Origin of the sequence: Porphyromonas crevioricanis, from assembly GCF_900167225.1 — a bacterium.
In the GTDB taxonomy this organism is placed as follows: Bacteria; Bacteroidota; Bacteroidia; order Bacteroidales; family Porphyromonadaceae; genus Porphyromonas; species Porphyromonas crevioricanis.
Genome location: NZ_FUXH01000016.1, coordinates 23,928 through 42,092, shown reverse-complemented (window position 1 = coordinate 42,092; position 18,165 = coordinate 23,928). Strand labels below are relative to the sequence as shown.

Genomic DNA, 18,165 nt, shown 5'->3' with positions numbered 1-18,165 from the left:
TTGCAAAGACCCATACCCAAAACATTCTTGAGAGCATCGCCTTTAACCTATACAGAACACCGGGGATAATTATGTCCTCATGTGTAGGATAAGACTACCCTTGCGGAGATCGTTCTTGTAGCCCCGCAAGGGTGATTTACAAGCCATTTTATCCCTTGCTTCCTCCCAAATTCCTCCCTCCTTTTATCCGAAGAATGCCTCTTTCATACATCTCCTTATTTTTCAAAGGTCTCTTTATAGCTTGTTTGAGCATCCTGAGAGCGATTGGGAGGCGATATTTGAACCCAAAGAAGCCCCACCAGAACCAAATCTTTTTGGTTGGGGGGCTTACTCAAACAAAATCAGACGGAATACAACCTATTCACTAGGATTGAAAGCACTATTTTGCCCTCTTCTAAAGTTTAGCGGACAGCAATAAAACGTTTTCTACCACCCTACTTACCGCTATCCTTTGAACTTGAGCAATCCTTGCTTGCACCCTTGGGTAAAGAAAAGAGAGACAGGGCATAGTCCCCGCCTCTCTTATTCGTTAAAATGTTATACTGTTACTATCCACTCAGCCAGTGGGAGCAGTTGCATGGAGCACTTCCTTCCAACTAAGCCGAGAATGGCATAGCATTTACTCTACGATAAACTTCTCTACAAATCGTCCCGTATCGGATGCAACCTTGAGCAGGTAGGTACCCTTGGGCAAGTGTTGTACGTTGAGTTTATACGCTTCGCCTTCGAAAGAAACTTCGGCTGCCTTACGCCCCTGCATATCGTAAACAAAAGCCTTCCACGTAGCATCCATTGGCAACTTGAGCATCATATATCCATCGGTAGAACTTGTGCAGAGCTTTACCCCCTCTCCTTGTGGGAGGATTTCTTCCACAGATGTGATCGTACTCCACTCTGTGTCTGCCCTAATGACACTCTTGTCTGTATGGTATTCTCCCCAAGCCCAGCAAGCTTTTCTTTTGATGGGATGAATGTCCACCTGGGGTGGTGTTACCGGGGTATTGAAATCATCTCTGTATACATACCTTACACTCCACTTTTTTAGATCGTTGAGAAGATCGTAGGGCACCCAGCAGTAATTTAATTTCCACACGTCTGAGTCTTCATATTCAAAAATGTCGGCATAAGTAACCAGATAGTGACCATAACTCTTGTCATACGATAGATCTCCAATAAACTCATCGCTTGAGGTAGTTGCAAACGGAGCCTCTTCCAAATCATCCATGGTCGGTGTTACTCCCTCTTTATATCTAAAATTAGGCTTGGGATAGACGTACCGAATCTGCCAATCACGCTCATCCGAATCATAATGATTGTACATAATCATAAAGTTGTGGCAGATTTTCCCAGCGAGGGTATTATCTTTTTCACTATCCAACATCATTTGGATCTTTGGACCTCTAGCCTCTCCGAAAGTGTTCACTTTTATGGGGGCTGCCCACCTAAAATCTGAATCATAGTCGACAAAGTTGGATAGGAACCCTATATCACTCTTGGAGTTTCCTACTCTATTCATTTCGAAAACGACTCCCATTATGGGCCAATTATTGTGCGCCATAGAAGAAGAGGTACTACCCAAAGAGAGGTCTACTTTTCCTATTTTTTCCTTTCCGTCTTGACTAAAAATGGGATGGTGAAGTTCAAATGACTTTCCCGCCTTCATAGATGTGAGATAGCCCACGAAACTCTTATTCTCCGCGCTGTTAAAGCCCGTATAAGCGATAGCCAAAGCAAAAGGATCACCCCCCGTCAGGTCGGGAGCGGGCGAACGGTAGTTGGAGGCTATGGACACATCGTACAGTTGTGTGTTGGTAAACTCTTTTTCGTACATGCGAACAGCATTGCCATTCTCTAAATTGGCATTGCGCTTAAAGACACTAAGAATACTCCTATTCCCAGCGGGATCATTTAGAAGCTCTACCGACCAGAACCGGATATCAGATTCGTCCTTACCTGTTACTATGATATCGAAATCTTGAAAGAACCAATAACTCGAGCGCGTCCAATGCTTTATCTCTTGGAAGGTAACTCCATCATCCTTAGAGCGAAACACTCTCACTTCGGTCTCTCCCGATTCGTGTTTGCCGTGAGCCATTAGATAAATCCATCCATTGTCTGCCACAGTCATTTTCGTCTTTATCGCTGGATTGTTTTTGTAGTCAAATACCTTGACATCTCCTCCTCCCATCGTTTGCGCTTGGGCAAGGGAAGAAAGGGTTATAAGGGCAAAAGCTGCCAGTACCCATTTGTGTAAAATTGTTGTTCTCATAATAATTATTCTTTGGTAATATCAATAAGCCTTTTTACAATACTCACTAAACCACCACACGCTGAAGAGTGCCTAAACACAAACACCCTAATGCTCTCAAAAACGTAGTTACCACTCCTTCCAAGAACTCTCCCCAAAAGCGATAATCTCAGAGTTTAATCATTTCTCTGAGAGCAAATTTATAAAGAATACAAATACAAAACAAAAGAGGCCTCTTCAGTTGGATGATTTTATTTATCTTAATTGAGACCTTTGAAAAATAAGGAGATGTAGGAGGGGCTACTACCGCTTTTCTTAGCATTAACCCTTTTGTTGCTAGGGATAGACCCTTTTAAGGCGAAGCATTAATCCTTTTGAACCGAACCTACGACCCTTTTTATTCGTTCCAATATCACAAACTCATAGAAATGCATTCATAGCTCTCAAGACAACGAACAACAGAAAGAAAAAGAACAGAGAATGGAGTAAAGGAGAGGAGAGAAGAGAAAAACAAAGGAGAGGAAATGGAAGATGGAAGACAAAAAAGGAAAATGAAGAATAGAGAAACAGAAAAAGACCTGCACGATGGAGCGCAGATCTTTCAAAATCGATGGTAGAAAAATTCTAAAGAGGGAAAGCTGCTCCAGCTCAACAAGCAGAAGCCTGACAAGTACTGGCAATTGAAGTCTTTTTGCGCTTGCAGTAACGCTGGCACTGCCCACAAATATCATACCCCAGCATAGCCCCTACGATAAAATCTTCTTCAGGACTGAGTGTATTGAGCGGGCGATTGCCAAGGAAAAGACTAAGAGCTTCGAGGCACTCACTACTGCCAAAAAAGAGATTTGCTCGATGCCCTTTGGGAACAGCCTGACTGAAGTACGGTATAGACAAGCGACTGAGCCGAGCCTCCGCCTCGTGCAATTCATCTATGGCGAGTGTACATAATATCATACGCCGTACACCTTTCTGATACTCATACACGTGGTGAAGAAAGACTTTGTAGTCTACACTATATTCTCGCATAAGATGAAGCTATTTATATAAATGGAGGCCGGCCGAGAAATGAGAAATCGGTCGGCCTCCTTGTCGAAAGTATGAAGATAGGTTATTACGATTCGGAGGTTATCCGAGCTGAGGTTTGAGAGCTGCAATCCAACGATCGATACGCTCATCTGTCATATCGGATTCATTGGCTTCATCCAAGAGACAGCCGATCAATTCGCCATCTTCTTCAGAACGAGACTCATCGAAGCTGTAGCCGTCTTTGCTCATATTGCCGGCAAAAGTACAACCACTGCCAGCCAAGCCTTCTTTGATTGTAGCCAAAGCATCGCAGAAGGTATCGCCATAGCAAGAAGCATCACCGCAACCAAAAAGACCAACTACCTTTCCGGAGAGATCTTGTGCTTTGAGCTTAGGGAGGAAGTCTTCCCAATCATCCTGCAAATCACCGGCACCCCACGTAGAGCTACCCAGCAAAAGAACTTCATATTTGGCTACCGAAGCCGGATCAGCATCAGCCACATTGTGTACTTCACTCTGAGCTACGCCCAAGCTTCCTGCGATACGATTGGCGATGTCTGCAGTAGTGTCCGTAGACGAACCGTAATAAATTCCAATAGATTTCATATCCTGTTTTTTTAGTGTTTTGATTACTCAATGGCAAAAGTATCGGATCGTATGTACTTGCGCCATACCTATATATAGTCATTCGATTCTCCTTCTGCCTATTGAATAGGTATCCGGAAATAAAGGCACAAACAGTCCCTTTTTCTTTGGTGGAAGTCTCGGCTTGCCAATCTACGAAAGTTTCGTAGATTTGTAGCAGAGCATTAGAGTCCTCCGCATGAAGGAGGATTTGACAAACAGAAAAAAACAAAACGATATGATACAACTAACCGAACAAGAAGAAGAAATTATGCGACTTGTATGGTCTGTGAAAGAACCATTCACTGTACGGGACGTTCTGTGGAAGTTACCGACACCGCAACCTCCCTACACCACTTTGGCCTCTATCGTGAAAAACATAGAGAGCAAGGGCTATCTGTCTTCCGTCCTCAATGGGAAAACCAGAGAATACAAGGTGCTTATCAGTCGCAATCAATACATGAAAGCCTCCATCCGCAGGCTCGTACAGAACTATTTTCAAGGGAGCTACAGCAATCTGGTGCAACAATTTGCTCAAGAGGAATATCTAAGCCCTAAGGAACTGCAAGAGCTGATCGACCTGATCGAGGAAGGGAAAAAGTAAAATCACTATTCACAAGACCAATCAGCCATGACGACTCTGCTATACCATATATTATCCGGCTTCATCCTGCTACTTTTTGCCCTTTGCGGTCGGTTAATCTGCGGAGAGAACACTCACCACGGCCTGAGAAGAGGCTACTATCTGGCCGGTATCCTGCTAAGTATAGGGTTACCATTTTTCGCTCCTTACCTTCCACAAATCGCCATCTGGCCAACTTCGGATAATCTAAATTCCGGAGCAATTGCTATCGGAGAACTGCAAATGATTTCGGCAGAAGCCATTACAGCAGCAAAGTCTCCGACTCTCTCTCTTGACCAACTGCTCACAATTCTATGGTTATCGGGTGTGGCCTTTTTACTTCTCTATCGAGTACCGGCTGTTATAACCCTGTTACGAATGCACCGACAATCGCATCCCAGCTATGGAAGTAAGCGAGTTCGTCTCTTACCCGGAGAAGTCAAGCCATTCAGTTTCTTCGGAAGAATTTATCTCCCGGAAAAACTGCAAAAGACAGGAGCCATGATACATATTTTCAAGCACGAATGTGCGCATGTACGAGGGTTACATTCTGCCGACTTACTCTTGCAGAGCCTGCTCCTGCTACAGCAATGGTGGAACCCCGCCGCTTGGTGGATCCGACGTGAACTGCGCTGCAACCTGGAGTTTTTGGCAGACCGGTCGGCCACAGAAGGAGAAAAAGAAATCCATTCCTACCAATATGAACTTTTGCAATTGGCCACAGTTGGCGCCTCTGTGCCTCTATGCAATACATTCAATAGTAATCACCTAAAAAGAAGAATTGTAATGATGAACAAACACAGCTCACCACAGCGATCCAAGTGGAGCTATCTGATAGCTTTGCCAGTAATGTTAATAGCACTACTTGGAGCCTCATCCGTGCATGGCAAAGAAGATTCGGACTCAGCCAAACGACAAGGTAAAGAAGAGATATGGCAACAGGATGCAGCTACTGCAAATCCTCAAAAAGGAGAAGAGCAGCCACCTCAATTCCCCGGAGGACAAATAGCCATGATGCGTTTCCTAACTTCTCACATCCAATATCCCGAAGAGGCCATAAAGAAAAACATAGAAGGAGTTACGCACGTACAAATCAAATTGAATGCAAATGGCGAGATCTTTCTCTCCGAAATAGTCAAAGGGACCAACCCTCTTCTCGACAAGGAGGCTTTGCGTGTCGTAAACATGATGCCCCGCTGGGAACCGGCAAAGAAGGGGAAAAAGAATGTACCAAGCCAACTCGTTATCCCGATTCGCTTCAAATTAAATGGAGAGAAAAAGGACAATGCCTCTCCTTTGGCATCATCGGTCAATACATCGGAAGAGCAAGCCTCGGACACTTACTACGAAGTAGTTGACGAACCGGCCTCTTTTCCCGGTGGCCCATCAGCTATGATGCAGTATATGGCTGCAAATATGCACTACCCCAAAGAGGCAGCAGAGCGCAATATCCAAGGGCGGGTCTTGATCCAGTTCATTGTAGAGAAAGACGGGAAGCTGTCCAACATCAAGGTTTTGCAGGGAGTCGATCCGCTGATCGACAAAGAAGCCGAGAGAGTCGTTTCCGAAATGCCGGCATGGATACCGGGAAAAAATAAAGGGGAACCTGTTCGGGTACGCTTCACTCTGCCTGTACTCTTCCGTATGTAGACTGCAATTGGCTATTGCCCCTTTTATAAGGGAAAGATCCTTTTCAACAGAAGGGGGAGATTCTCCCTCTCCAAAAAAAGGTTAAAACATCAACAAGAAAGAGCTTTTCACCAATCTCTTCTTCTCCTCTCAAAACCTCTGTGAATAGGAAGTTTTGAGAGAGTCGGAATTATCTCCTGTGAGAGCAAACGCTAGCTCCTGTGTTAGCAGAAATTCTCTCAGGAGATAATTTTTGCTCCCTCCGGTCTCATTTTTCAGTCACACTACAAGCCTATCAACTTTAATCCATGCTTCTCTTTGTTTACAATCCAAGAGAGAATAAAATTGAGCAAATAGAGATATCTCTCAGAAAGGAGATGCACAAAAGGTAATAACCTCGCAGATCTACTGCGGAAAACCAACTTAGAGCAATCAGAATAGATATCAAAAGAAGAGTAACAAGGATGGACAGAGATACGAATTCAAAATCCGAAAAGAGGAGAAAAAGGAGTATGATTACCACTAAGCGGCAAATTCAAAGCATCTGAAATGGCTTATAACAACCTCTATTCCAGCAAGGGAACGAGCCATAAAGACTCTACCAATAGAGATTATAAATACAACCATAGAAAAAGGCTGTTGTGCCGAATGGCTTATCTCTCAACCTTTGCAGCAGAGAATTTCATAGAATAGTTGATAGATAATTAACACAGCAAGAGTAATGTCTCAAATAGGAAAACAGATTATTGATTTTGAAGTACAGGCCTACGCCAACGGTGAATTCTTCCCCATAAGCAAGAAAGATATAATGGGTAGGTGGAGTGTATTCTTCTTCTACCCCGCTGATTTTACCTTCGTTTGCCCGACAGAATTGGAAGACCTGGCCGACAAATACGACGAATTTAAGAAATTGGGCTGCGAGATTTATGCCGTGTCTTGCGATACTCACTTTACGCACAAGGCTTGGCAAGATGCTTCAGAAACGATCAAACGTGTCAAATACCCCATGCTGGGCGACCCTACCCACGTGCTGAGCAGAGGTTTTGATGTGTATATCGAAAAAGCAGGTGTATCCGAACGTGGAACTTTCGTAGTAAATCCGCAGGGAGAGATTGTGGCTTACGAAGTAGTAGCTGGCAATATCGGTCGCAATGCAGACGAACTGCTTCGCCGTGTCGAAGCCTTGCAATTCGTAGCAGCTCATGGAGACGAAGTGTGTCCAGCTCGCTGGACAAGAGGGGCAGCAACCCTCAAACCGGGAATTGATTTGGTAGGGAAAATCTAAACCTAATATTGAAAACACTTTACAGAACAGGGGCGTGTTGCTTTATTTGCAACGCGCCCCCGTTTCTTTTGCCCACATATTAGGCTTCTCAGCTAACCTCTCAAAAAACGATCTCAGAAGCGTATCGAAACGCTCCCCATCAAGTGGATAGGAGCTTGAGGGAATACGCGTAAATCGTTGTAAGCTGTGAGCTTGCCGTCTTCGCCTTTGACATAGCCAGTATCATAGACATAGGCATTGCTGCTGTACTCTGTATTAAAGAGGTTGTTTACAGTCAATCCTAAAGAGAAATCCTCTACCCAAGACACAGGTAGGCGATAGCCTAAGCGCAGAGCCGATACACAATAAGCCTTGAGAGAGCGATCTTCATTCATCGTATTATCGAGATACTGTTTGCCTACATATTGGGTTTGCAAACCAAGCTCCAGCCCCTTGTAGCGAGTCGTAAAGAGATTAGAGAGGACAACCGACGGTGAATAAGAGATATCGGTATTCTTCATTTCCTCCGTGCGAAGTTCAAAGTCATCATCTCCGGGGCCATAGACAGCAAAAGTCTGAGTGTACTTATCTATCTTGTTGCGACTAAATGCAGCAGCTATATTCCATGTGAAGTATTCGCATGGCTCCCAACCGGCCGACAGTTCGACTCCCATTCTGTAGCTGTTCGGTACATTGCTGAAAAGCAACTCCCCTACATCACTGAAACGACCATCGAGCACCAACTGATCTTTGTAATCCATGTAGTAGAAATTGACGGCCGCAGCAAAAGAGGGCAGCTGCCAGCGATAACCCAACTCGTAGTCGATCATTTTCTCCTCTGTCGGGAAACCCTTGCTACCAGCATCGGTATAGGCTTTTCGGTTAGGCTCTCGATGACCCATAGCTACAGAAGCGTAAACAACATGACCGTCTACCAAGGAGTAAGAAACTCCGGCCTTGGGATTGAAGAAGTTAAATGACTGCTCAATATCCAAGGTAGCCATACGCTTGTCAGTATCGCTATACTTGTCATCTACCCCCTCCATCTTGTAGCGGATACCTCTATATTGCAAGTCAGCAAAGAGGTTTAGCCCAGAAACAGGTTGCCAGTTGATCTTGGCAAAGGCCGAAGCCTCCTTCTTGTCACTCTTATTGTCGTAGTAGCGATATTCGGGCTCCAAAGGAGAGGAATACTGCTTGATCCAGTTGATGTAGCCAAAGTGCTTGCCATCGTAAGCATTGGCCGAAGCCCCGAATGTCAGGTCATAACTCTCGGCACGGTACTGAGCCGAAGTAATAAGGCCATAGAACCAGTTGTCGAGATGCTTCTGACGGATGAGATCGGTCTTTTTGATTTTATTTCCCTCTAATTCAAAAGGTTTCAAAGCATACTCTTTGAGCTTTCTGCCGGTGCGGTATTCATCGGTGTAGCCCAAACCTCTTGTGGCGTGCAGAGTAGCATTGAGCGACCAGCGATCACCCAATTGCTGAGAGAGGATAGCCTGATAATGACGCTGATTGTAGTTATCCGTATTGTGGTAGAAATGCTCTTTGCCTTCGGCATCTTTGTACATAAATCCGGCCGAGTTGTAGTCACGCCCCAGCTTATCCATCTTGTTTGGGTCAATACCATTCCAGGCGATACCGGTTTTCTCTTTTCCGCCGAAAGTGATCAATTTGAGCAAAGTTCCATTGTGATGATAAGCCGATTGGAAGAAGTAAGAATTGAGATCTACATCTGCACGCTTAACAAAGCCATCCGAAGTGATCTTCGAGATTCTGGCATCGAAAGCCCAACCATTACTCAAAGCTCCTGAACCAATCGAAGCCGAGCGACGGAAAGTACCGAAAGCCCCACCCGACAGATCGACCTGTGCGTATGGGGTCAATCCATATTGCTCGGTGCGCATATTGATTGTTGCACCAAAAGCTGCAGCCCCATTGGAGGAAGTTCCCAAACCACGCTGCACCTGCACATCTCGCAGCGAAGAGGAGAAGTCCGGCATATTCACCCAAAAAACACCTTGGCTCTCCGAGTCGTTGAGTGGCACCCCATTGGTGGTGATATTGATACGTGAAGCATCGCTACCTCTTACTTTCAGAGAAGTGTACCCTAATCCTGTACCGGCGTCACTTGTAGCAACGACCCCTGGCAATAGAGACAGCAGATAGGGCATATCCTGCCCATAAGCCGAACGCTTGAGCTCACTCTTTTTCATTTCGGAGAAACTCACCGGAGTCCGATAGCCGGCTCTACCAGCTACTACCTGCACTTCTTCGAGCTGCACGATACGACTGCTATCGGGCACACTCTGTGCCGAAGCAGATACTCCCAACGCCAGCCCCAAAGAGAGTAGAGACGGACGCAAAAATTTAGACTGTTTCATATTCAAACACTTATTGGTTTTGTATTCCATTATCAGCATCAGCTTCCGAAAGGACTTGCCAGGCAAGACCATTCGCCTCGCAACAAAAGATCGACCAAAGGGCATCTCTTATCACGATAGACCAATAGAGTGACGAAAGAAATAAAGGGGGAATAATTAGAATGTATCTCTTAGCAATGTCCGCAGCCTCTCGGCTCAAAGACTTCTCAGATGATTTCCTACGCCGGCATTACCCGGATCAGGTCGCTAAGGGTTTCATCTCAGCCGGATTGGTTTGCCACAAGAGCAAAGCGCAACCAAGCACCCCTATCTCCATCGCTAATTCGATTGGTGACTTTGCAAAGGTATAGTTTTATATCGTGTAGGTCTACAAGTTCTCCGTTTTTAAGATAGTTCCTTACAATCTCGAATATATCATGGAACAGCAGCCCATTTATATCCTCGATAATGCTGAATTGGTTTCCCTTCTTGTCTACAAGAGATTTGAGTGCATTCCCACTGCTGCTACGTTGGGAGTGTAGTTGTCTCTCAAATACATTAAGTAGTCTTCGGATTCCTCCATCACTAATTTTCGGTTCTCCTCGATGGAATGCGAATATCTCTCGTTCAGACAATCCAAGACTGCTTTCTTGTACTCTTCTAAACTCATCTGAGTATGCGACTGACTGTTGTTGCTTTCTTCCATTTATCCTTTGTTTTAGTGCTTCAAAGTTAGCCTTCTTCTCCCTGTCTCAATCTCCAAACCAATCTTTGAAAGCCGTTGTACGAACTTGTGTCCACTGATGTTCATTCAATTTACTTGGCTCTCCATTAGGAGCCTCCATAAAAGAGCCATTAGCTTGAGCCTTTTGTTTGATTTGCTCTTGCTCTTCTGAAAGCCTAAATCGGGTGCCACTCTCTTTGGACGAGCTTATAGACTTACCACTCAGCAAGTCGGAAAGTACCATATCTGCAAAGTCGTACATATCCATATCCGACTTTTCCCCGAATAACTCTTTAAGCTTGTCAAAGAACTCCTTTACCCACAAGCCGAATTTGGTTCGTGTGACACCCTTCTTTTCTATCTTTTTAGACCCGATCTCTCCTAATGCGTGCGCAAGGGCTTCGTCTAACAATAGCTCCTCCGTAAGGCCTTTATACGCTGAATTATTCTTAACTTCTCGGTAGTACTTTGTTCGCTTGACAAGACCCATCCCCTTCTTCACGAGTTCAGGGTCTTTGCTCTTCATCGCCGTATACCACAAGTGCATGAACTCATGGATAGGAGTATTCAAATCCATTTTAGAGGGATCAATATACACCTTACCATTTGCTGTAAAGCCATAAACTCTACCCTTGAGGTCTTTGAATAGAGAGCCATTAGCTTCGGATACTTCCTGGAGTTTCTCGTCATAAGCTTCTTGTGAATCAATCACCTCTACCGCCAAGCCATTCTTATTGAGCTGATCTATAAGCTTTGTGTATCTCTTCTGCCTTTTCTCCTTTTCCTTGCTTATTTGATTGGTGATAACATCTACTTCGGTAGAACTCTTTGCACCCCTTTCTTCTGCTGCACCACCATCTGTGAATGATGAGTCTGATGTGGTGTTATCGTTAGACGCCACTTCTACCTCAGACTGACTCTCCACGTTGATAGCATCTCTTTGTTTATTCGCTATTGCTTGCTCTCCTCCTTTAGGACTTGAACTATTTCGCTGAACATCGGGTATCTGTTGTTTTCCCTCTTGAACTTCTGGAATTTCTTGTAGCTGTTGAGCCGTTGTTTTTTCTCTTGACAATTGCTCTGTGAGTTCACTATTGCTATCGCTCTCCAAAGCTGGGTCATATATTCCATCGTCTTGTCTTCCATTGTCTTCACTTATTACATGGGTTGAACTTTTATTGATTTGATCTTCTGGTATTACCTCGTTTTGCGATTCTCCTGAAGGGGTTTTCGCAGTATCTTGCTCAGAAAGATTTTCTTGTATGGATTTAGTTTCATTCTCTTGAATCTCCTGTACTATATTTGGAGTATCCAATTCGGCAACCTCCTGCGAAAGCCCTTTAGTTGTATTATTTGACCCATCTTCCCATCGCTGTTCCAATAGGTCTATCACTCGCTGCATCTTCTGCAAACGTTCATTAGCCTCTTCTATTACAGCTTTTTGTTGCAACTTGTGCTTGATGAACGCTTCTCTGCTTGTTTTCGCTTCTGGTGGCACTTTTTTAGACAGCTTTTTTACCTCTTTTTTTGATTGGTCGAGTTCAAATTTAGCTGCTTCAATGGCTATTTCTATGTCTCCTTGTGATTGAGAAAGTATGTCATCAACTACATCTTGCTCGCTATGCGTATCGACAGACACGGGAACAGCCGTCTCTTGTGGCTGAGCCTCCTCCTGTGCTTCGTTTCCATAAACATCTTGTAGACCTTGTGGAGACGTTTCTTGTGCAATCTCCTCTATCGGCCTCACGTTGTCTACATGAACAGGTGTGATGTTTCCCTGCTCGTCTGACACCCCGATATATTCAGCTCCATTCTGAGACTGAACAACACCTTCTTGCATGTTTCCATCTTGGTCTATATAGGAGACCTTATCCCCTATGATAATATCACCACTCGGATCCTCCTCTCCAGCTTCCTCCTCTATAGATCCTTCTACACCGGTCTCCTCGTAGGATATGCCTTTCTCCTCCATTATATCTTGTCACATCTTGGCATTTCTCTCTGGTGCGTGCTTGGCTATCATATAGTCGTGTAGCTGCCTATCGTTAAACCCAAGCAACTCTTTAACCTTGCGAGCTTGTTCTATGGCCGGTTTGTAGTAATGTTTTTCTAACCTGTCTATTGTTGCCGTTGCTATAGAGGACGACTGGTTGTATATCTCATGCAGATTAGCGAAGTCGGGGACCTTTTTCCCGGTGAGCTTCTCTATTTCTTTTTGGTACTGATCAAAAACAACAGTTTCATCTACCCATTTTCTTCGCCACTCAATACCCCTCTTGGAGTATATTTGGTGCATGGTTTCGGCCATGGAGCGACCGGTATTGTCAGATTCATATCTGAACATTGCATTCACTGCATTTATCCTGCGCTGTGCGTTCTCTATTCTTGTCCGCAGATCTTCGTTGTGCTCTGGGTTAAGTTCATCCATGATCTGCTCATCGGTCATTTTGTTAAAGACCTCATCATAATCAGAAAGGACTTTCCTTACATTGGCTTCTTGCATTTTAGAAACTATGTCCTCCGCTGCTGTACTACCGTTTTTATCTCCCCTTATCGCCTTGTACAACATATATGCAGCATTTGGATCGGACAATTTTGAATTGAACCCAGCTGCATCCAGCATTCCCCTCATCACATCTGCCATTGCCCCTATCATATCTGGGCTGACCGATTGGGTGTGTAAGTCTGATATGTAGCTCCTTACAGATTCTTGGCTCGCATTGCCCATAAACGCCCCAGAGGCTTTCCCGAGAACCGTTAGAATATCTTCTTGTACGTTGCTGTCCACCAAGGCCGAAAGACCCTGTTTAGGTAACACCTCGTTTAATGTAGCCAGTTCTATGTCACCATCCTTTATGTTTTCTGCAACGATTGACAAGGTCCCATTATCATAGATAACAGACTTCTTTTGCTGCTCCTCGGGCAGGTCAAGCCTTGATACAACCTTGGTGGACATAGGTACGCTGAACTTCTTCGCTACTTGCTTCACCATGCTCTCCTTGACAGACCTACCGAAAGCCATATCATAAGCTGTCTCTTCTCTATTGGCCCTCAGCCTTATATCCATACTTGTTGGGTTCTCGAACTCTTTGATTATCTTTGTGGCAGAGGAAAGGGCATCGTTGGCGATTGCCTGCGAATTTGATTTCGCTGAGGACAGCCAACGTTGTCCTTTTTCTTTATCTACCCAGATGAGACTATTATTCTCTATAATAGGTAGTATCACATTTTCCTCTTCTCGCCCATGTATTGTAAGTACATCGTTCACCTCTAAAAATTCGTGTCCTAATTGCTTTTTCGCACCAAGGCCTATTGCCACAAATATACTCTTCCCTTCAGGAGATGTTAGCTCTGTTAGGATACTCAAAGAACCACGTTTACTTCTGAATATGAAGACAGGTTTAGAAATTGCTTTTGGGAGATCTCTTATCGAGGAGATATTCAATCCATGTTTTTTTAGCGATTTTGAAAGTACTTTCTGGCGAAGAATAATTTGATCGTCAGGCATAAACAAAGCCAACACACCAAATGGTTTACCTATGGATATGTACTCATTGCTGCCAAGCTCCCCTTTCGCATAACGTTCCAACTCCTTATTAAACTTGTCGTTCTCTTCTTGGAGACGGAAACGAATGTCATTTGTTGAACTATCAAATGCAACATTTGTGCCATCTGCAACTTCAATATCAATGCGATTAAGGAGCTCTATTGCCTCTTCAAGGCTAACATCCTTCGCAAGTATATTGTCAGACTGTATTTCTTCGATCTCAGATACTCCCTCCAGCTCTTCGTCATTTATCTCGTCAGATATATCTTCTCCATGGAATGAATAATCGCCAAGCTGATATAGTCTACGTACATCTCCACCTTCAAACTTGTGCAATCCGTCTGGAATAGCTATCTTTTTACCTACACTATTGCACGTATTGAACCAAAAACCCTTAGCACTCTGTGTCGGCTCTCCAGTCCTCGTAAAACTCGCAAGACACCATGGTTGTCTGCTCATTTCATCTTTACGGCTATATCCGAATTGCGCATGAGCCACTTTGCACACAGCTTTTTGTCCGGCATCGGACTCCTCTACATCATAAACAAAAACGCCAGACTTGCCTATCTCTCGCTTGTTGGTAAACGCCGGTATATCATCTGGATTTATGGGGTTCCCATATTCTACATCTGTATTGTACTTATTGATTATCTCCATAGGCCGATCATACTTCATGGGGTCTACCTTGGCATTCTCCGCCAGTCTAACCGCTTGGATAATCTTGTCGTTATCTTCGGGAAGTATGATAGTTCCTTTCTTTGCCCAGTGGAAAGCCACCTTTTCTAACTTGGGGTTTCCTCCTTCTTTGAAGCTTTCTCCAAGCTTCTCTATCTCGTTGATAGTACGTTCTACCTGCTCATCTGTAGCGTTGGTCAGCTTATTGAGCAAGCCAGCCTTCATGTCAGCCTTCCTGCGCTCTCCAATGCGGAAACGTATATCGGGGTTTTCTACGTCAAATGAACCTACGTTGTCTGTTGCGCTCTTGATTTGGGTGGGCTCAAAGGCGACATAGAACCCAAGGCCAGTAGCAAATACTCCATCATACTTTCCATGAGATACCTCTTCTTTTTCTTTAGGACTTAACGGGCCACTAGCAATTAGAGGGGATCTCAATGATAAGAAAGCAGGGATAGTACGCCCACCTCTACCATATCCTCTGGCCACTTCTTCACTGGATGCGAAGTAAGCACCCTTGCCTAATGCCCCATCAGGCGACATCCTAAACTCTGTAAACTCAACGTTTGTCCCGTGATACACCACCAATGGTTCTCCGTTCTCGTCTACGACTCTGGACGAATCATTTTGCAGAATAGAAACCAACCGCTTATCTTTGTACTCAGATAGGGATACTTCCTTGTTAGCAAACTCGCGCTTTATCGGGTCAATACTTTCAAGCAAGCGTCCCTTTTCTATTTCCGTGAGGGCGTGGTCATAGTATGTTTCGCCATTGTTAGCTACACCTACAACGAGTTTTGCCGTATAATCTATACCACCGATATTTAGACCTACAACATAATAACGATAGCTTACAAACCTATTCTTCTGCTTTTCGTTGGCTTCCTCCGTAATGAAAGTGGCTTGCTCTATCATTTGAGGGATAGCGACTATTGATTTAAGATGCAGGTGATTTTCTGCATCATGTCGTGTAACCTTCTCAGCACCCTTTCTACTAATGCGGATCTTATCACCTGTATCTGAATTGGTATAATCCCCTCTGAGCTCATCAATGATGTAGGATTGAGCGGACTTATTGTTTAGCTCATACTTACCCTCATACTCCTCGCCCGTCAGCTCAATAGGCTTCGAGACCTTCAGCTTCTCAATCCTCGCTTTCTTCTCCCAATCTCCGAACCAATCTTTATTACCGGCGTACTTAGTACTTCGGGAGCAAGGCATAAAAAAGATTGATTTGATTGTTTCGGATGCCCTCTCCGGAATAGAACGAGCTGTGGCAGAAGCTTTTTCTTCGAATAAATATTGAATTTACACTCTTCGTCCGAAGTATTTCGCTTTTTAGAATACTCCCTTCCAACTTTAATGAGCGTATCGAGCAAAAGCTTTCCATGACATGGCAGCTACTTTCCAAAGGTGGAAAACAAACTTTCCAAAGGTGGAAAATAAACTTTCCTCCCGAGGAAAGCCTTATCGGGAAAATAGGGAATATTAAAATGACATGTTGGCTTTTTTGATGATTAAAGAGTACATTTGGGAAGCAACGTATGTAGAGAGATAAACATACATCCCTTGCTGGTAGCATAGGGGGTGAAGTAGAAAAAGAAAAAACTAACAAAAAGATTAACGACATGAACGCTAAGATTATTAAACTCTTCGGATGGTTACTGATCTTCACTCTGGGAACAATTGCCTGCAAAAAGTCGGATGAACCGAACAAGCCCGATGATCCAATAGTGATTGACCCCTATACCCCGGTGACCGAGGGCCGGGTTTTCATGCCAGTGCTCATGAATAAGCCGGATATGGATAAAGTTACCGAAGTTGAGAAAAGCAGAAGCGGATCTCTGGTGGAGAAACTTGCACCAAATCCAGACGAGGGAAAAAACTATATCCTTTACAAATTCGAGTACAGAGAGATGGATATTCGGCAAGTACACTACCAGATTCATCCCAAGACCGGAGTCCTTCTGAAAGTCATCATGCAATTCCCATCAAAAAAATCGACCCTATTAAATTGCCTCGCACTGATCAGCAAACAAGGATTCAATGACGATCACATATTAGCCCAAAGATATTCAGCACTTGCCAGAGAGAAAGATGCACTGTTTACAATGCATTATAAAAAAGAAGGAGGAGGTACGATGAAAATCATGTTTGATCAGTATGGGAAACAGCCTTCGGCATTGCCCACAATCCCCAAATTACCAAGCGAGGAATACGATATTGTTCTAGAGGACAGATTCTTCTCGTTTGGCAGAATCAAGGGTGCTGAGAAAAATTTGGGTAATACACTCAAAGCAACCATAGAAGAGGAGAGTGGAAAGCACAAGGGAAAAGTGAAATATGCTATTTTCTCTCTCAAGGCAGAAGAGGCACCCATGACTCACAGAGGATACTTCTTTGACTGGGAAGAAGATACGGCTCCTGACAAATTAGGCCTGTGTTGCGAAATTGTCTTTTTTTACAAACATCCATCTTTGGGTTACTATGTTGATGATATTCGGAAGAAGACCATACCCACACGAGAATTCTATGATTTATGCAAGAAAAATGGCTGTGAGTGGCTCGAAGAATGTCCAGATGGAGACTTTTTCATAAATAAGAAGAAAAAGGTAGTCCTTGTCGCCAGAAAAATACAATTCGATGACATAAGTCCCAACGATATTCTTGCCATAAATATATTCAAGAGCAATGATATGTACGAAGAAAGTAAGGGAATGAGAGCCAAGGGATACTCCAGCCCGGTTATTGAAAATAAATCAGATGCGAATAAGAATTTGAGGATAAGCGAAAGTTCTCAGGCTGTAAGCTCTTTGTAAGGAATTAGAACCAAATCGGGACGCCTTAGGAGAGCTTATCTGCGAAAAGTCAGTGTCCTCCCAAAATAGGCAACGGACATCATAGACAAAGCGGCCGCAGCGTGATCAAATCACTCTGCGGCCGCTTTTCTATTCATTCCTCATCTATTTCACTTCTTCAAAAACAATTACCGCTGATTGTCAATAACTTACAATGGATTTGGTACAAATAAGGAACACCATAAGCATCCTGAATAACAGGAATCAATAATCATCGAGAGCTATCCATGCTCTCATCCTGTTGATAATATCTATCGTTTGTTCTGTATTGCCATTCTTGGTTGTAGAGGTACTGAGATTTTTTCAGCCTTGCAAATTACTTTGGTACAAATATATTCCTTTCATACAAATACGTTCATAGGATTTTCAACAATCTCTACTGCAGAAAGGAATGTGATGTCATTTTCTTGCTCATGGTCGAAGTATTTATAAGCATTCTCATGATATGTCAAGAATATCGTCTTAACAGAGTATTCGGCATCGACTTCAGGAACATAGAACTTAAACTTATCAATATTATCCTTACACCACACATCTCTTTCAATGACATGGGGAAGTTCTTTTGTCTCAATTTTTCGGTTC

Annotated in this window: 12 protein-coding genes and 1 riboswitch; of the genes, 4 read left to right on the top strand and 8 right to left on the bottom strand. The window is 43.9% G+C overall.

The genetic code is table 11. The features are described from left to right. Nucleotides 1-619 precede the first annotated feature (619 nt). From B5D48_RS07955 to B5D48_RS07945, 3 genes are all read right to left on the bottom strand, one after another. Nucleotides 620-2,269, bottom strand: coding sequence for a TapA/TapC family T9SS-dependent outer membrane protein (locus B5D48_RS07955; protein WP_023937993.1), 1,650 nt, complete (start codon nucleotides 2,267-2,269; stop codon nucleotides 620-622). A gap of 627 nt (nucleotides 2,270-2,896) precedes the next feature. Continuing rightward, the gene (locus tag B5D48_RS07950; RefSeq protein WP_023937992.1) at nucleotides 2,897-3,274 is read right to left on the bottom strand and encodes a DUF2023 family protein; all 378 of its coding nucleotides are present in this window, start codon (nucleotides 3,272-3,274) and stop codon (nucleotides 2,897-2,899) included. A 99-nt stretch (nucleotides 3,275-3,373) separates the two neighbouring features. Further along, nucleotides 3,374-3,880: a flavodoxin gene (locus tag B5D48_RS07945; RefSeq protein WP_023937991.1), complete on the bottom strand. Its 507-nt coding sequence runs from the start codon at nucleotides 3,878-3,880 to the stop codon at nucleotides 3,374-3,376. A gap of 256 nt (nucleotides 3,881-4,136) precedes the next feature. On the opposite strand from B5D48_RS07945, the gene B5D48_RS07940 reads away from it, so the two are divergent. From B5D48_RS07940 to ahpC, 3 genes are all read left to right on the top strand, one after another. Next, complete coding sequence (locus tag B5D48_RS07940; protein ID WP_036887289.1) at nucleotides 4,137-4,502, top strand: BlaI/MecI/CopY family transcriptional regulator; 366 nt, start codon at nucleotides 4,137-4,139, stop codon at nucleotides 4,500-4,502. 27 nt (nucleotides 4,503-4,529) lie between these two features. Then, nucleotides 4,530-6,170, top strand: a complete 1,641-nt coding sequence (locus B5D48_RS07935) for a M56 family metallopeptidase (protein WP_023937989.1) — start codon at nucleotides 4,530-4,532, stop codon at nucleotides 6,168-6,170. A gap of 700 nt (nucleotides 6,171-6,870) precedes the next feature. Continuing rightward, entirely contained in the window at nucleotides 6,871-7,434 is a 564-nt protein-coding gene (gene ahpC, locus B5D48_RS07930; RefSeq protein WP_023937986.1) for an alkyl hydroperoxide reductase subunit C, read from the top strand. A gap of 113 nt (nucleotides 7,435-7,547) precedes the next feature. Here the strand turns inward: ahpC and B5D48_RS07925 are convergent, their stop codons facing one another. The 4 genes from B5D48_RS07925 to B5D48_RS07910 all read right to left on the bottom strand — a co-directional run bounded on the left by B5D48_RS07925 (nucleotide 7,548) and on the right by B5D48_RS07910 (nucleotide 15,946). After that, nucleotides 7,548-9,800, bottom strand: a complete 2,253-nt coding sequence (locus tag B5D48_RS07925; RefSeq protein ID WP_042120393.1) for a TonB-dependent receptor — start codon at nucleotides 9,798-9,800, stop codon at nucleotides 7,548-7,550. 198 nt (nucleotides 9,801-9,998) lie between these two features. Then, nucleotides 9,999-10,118: riboswitch (TPP riboswitch) on the bottom strand. Nucleotides 10,119-10,272: 154 nt separating this feature from the next. Further along, entirely contained in the window at nucleotides 10,273-10,485 is a 213-nt protein-coding gene (locus tag B5D48_RS07920) for a hypothetical protein (RefSeq protein WP_023937982.1), read from the bottom strand. A gap of 46 nt (nucleotides 10,486-10,531) precedes the next feature. Continuing rightward, on the bottom strand, nucleotides 10,532-12,475 hold the full coding sequence (locus tag B5D48_RS07915) for a hypothetical protein (protein WP_023937981.1): 1,944 nt from the start codon (nucleotides 12,473-12,475) through the stop codon (nucleotides 10,532-10,534). A 9-nt stretch (nucleotides 12,476-12,484) separates the two neighbouring features. Then, a complete protein-coding gene (locus tag B5D48_RS07910) occupies nucleotides 12,485-15,946 on the bottom strand; it encodes an ADP-ribosyltransferase-containing protein (protein WP_023937980.1) in 3,462 nt (1,153 codons plus the stop codon). Between the two features lie 407 nt (nucleotides 15,947-16,353). Here B5D48_RS07910 and B5D48_RS07905 point away from each other — a divergent pair, with 407 nt between their 5' ends. Continuing rightward, nucleotides 16,354-17,544, top strand: coding sequence for a hypothetical protein (locus tag B5D48_RS07905; protein ID WP_023937979.1), 1,191 nt, complete (start codon nucleotides 16,354-16,356; stop codon nucleotides 17,542-17,544). A 380-nt stretch (nucleotides 17,545-17,924) separates the two neighbouring features. On the opposite strand, the gene B5D48_RS09270 is transcribed toward B5D48_RS07905, so the two are convergent. Beyond that, entirely contained in the window at nucleotides 17,925-18,116 is a 192-nt protein-coding gene (locus B5D48_RS09270; RefSeq protein WP_023938043.1) for a hypothetical protein, read from the bottom strand. Nucleotides 18,117-18,165 lie beyond the last annotated feature (49 nt).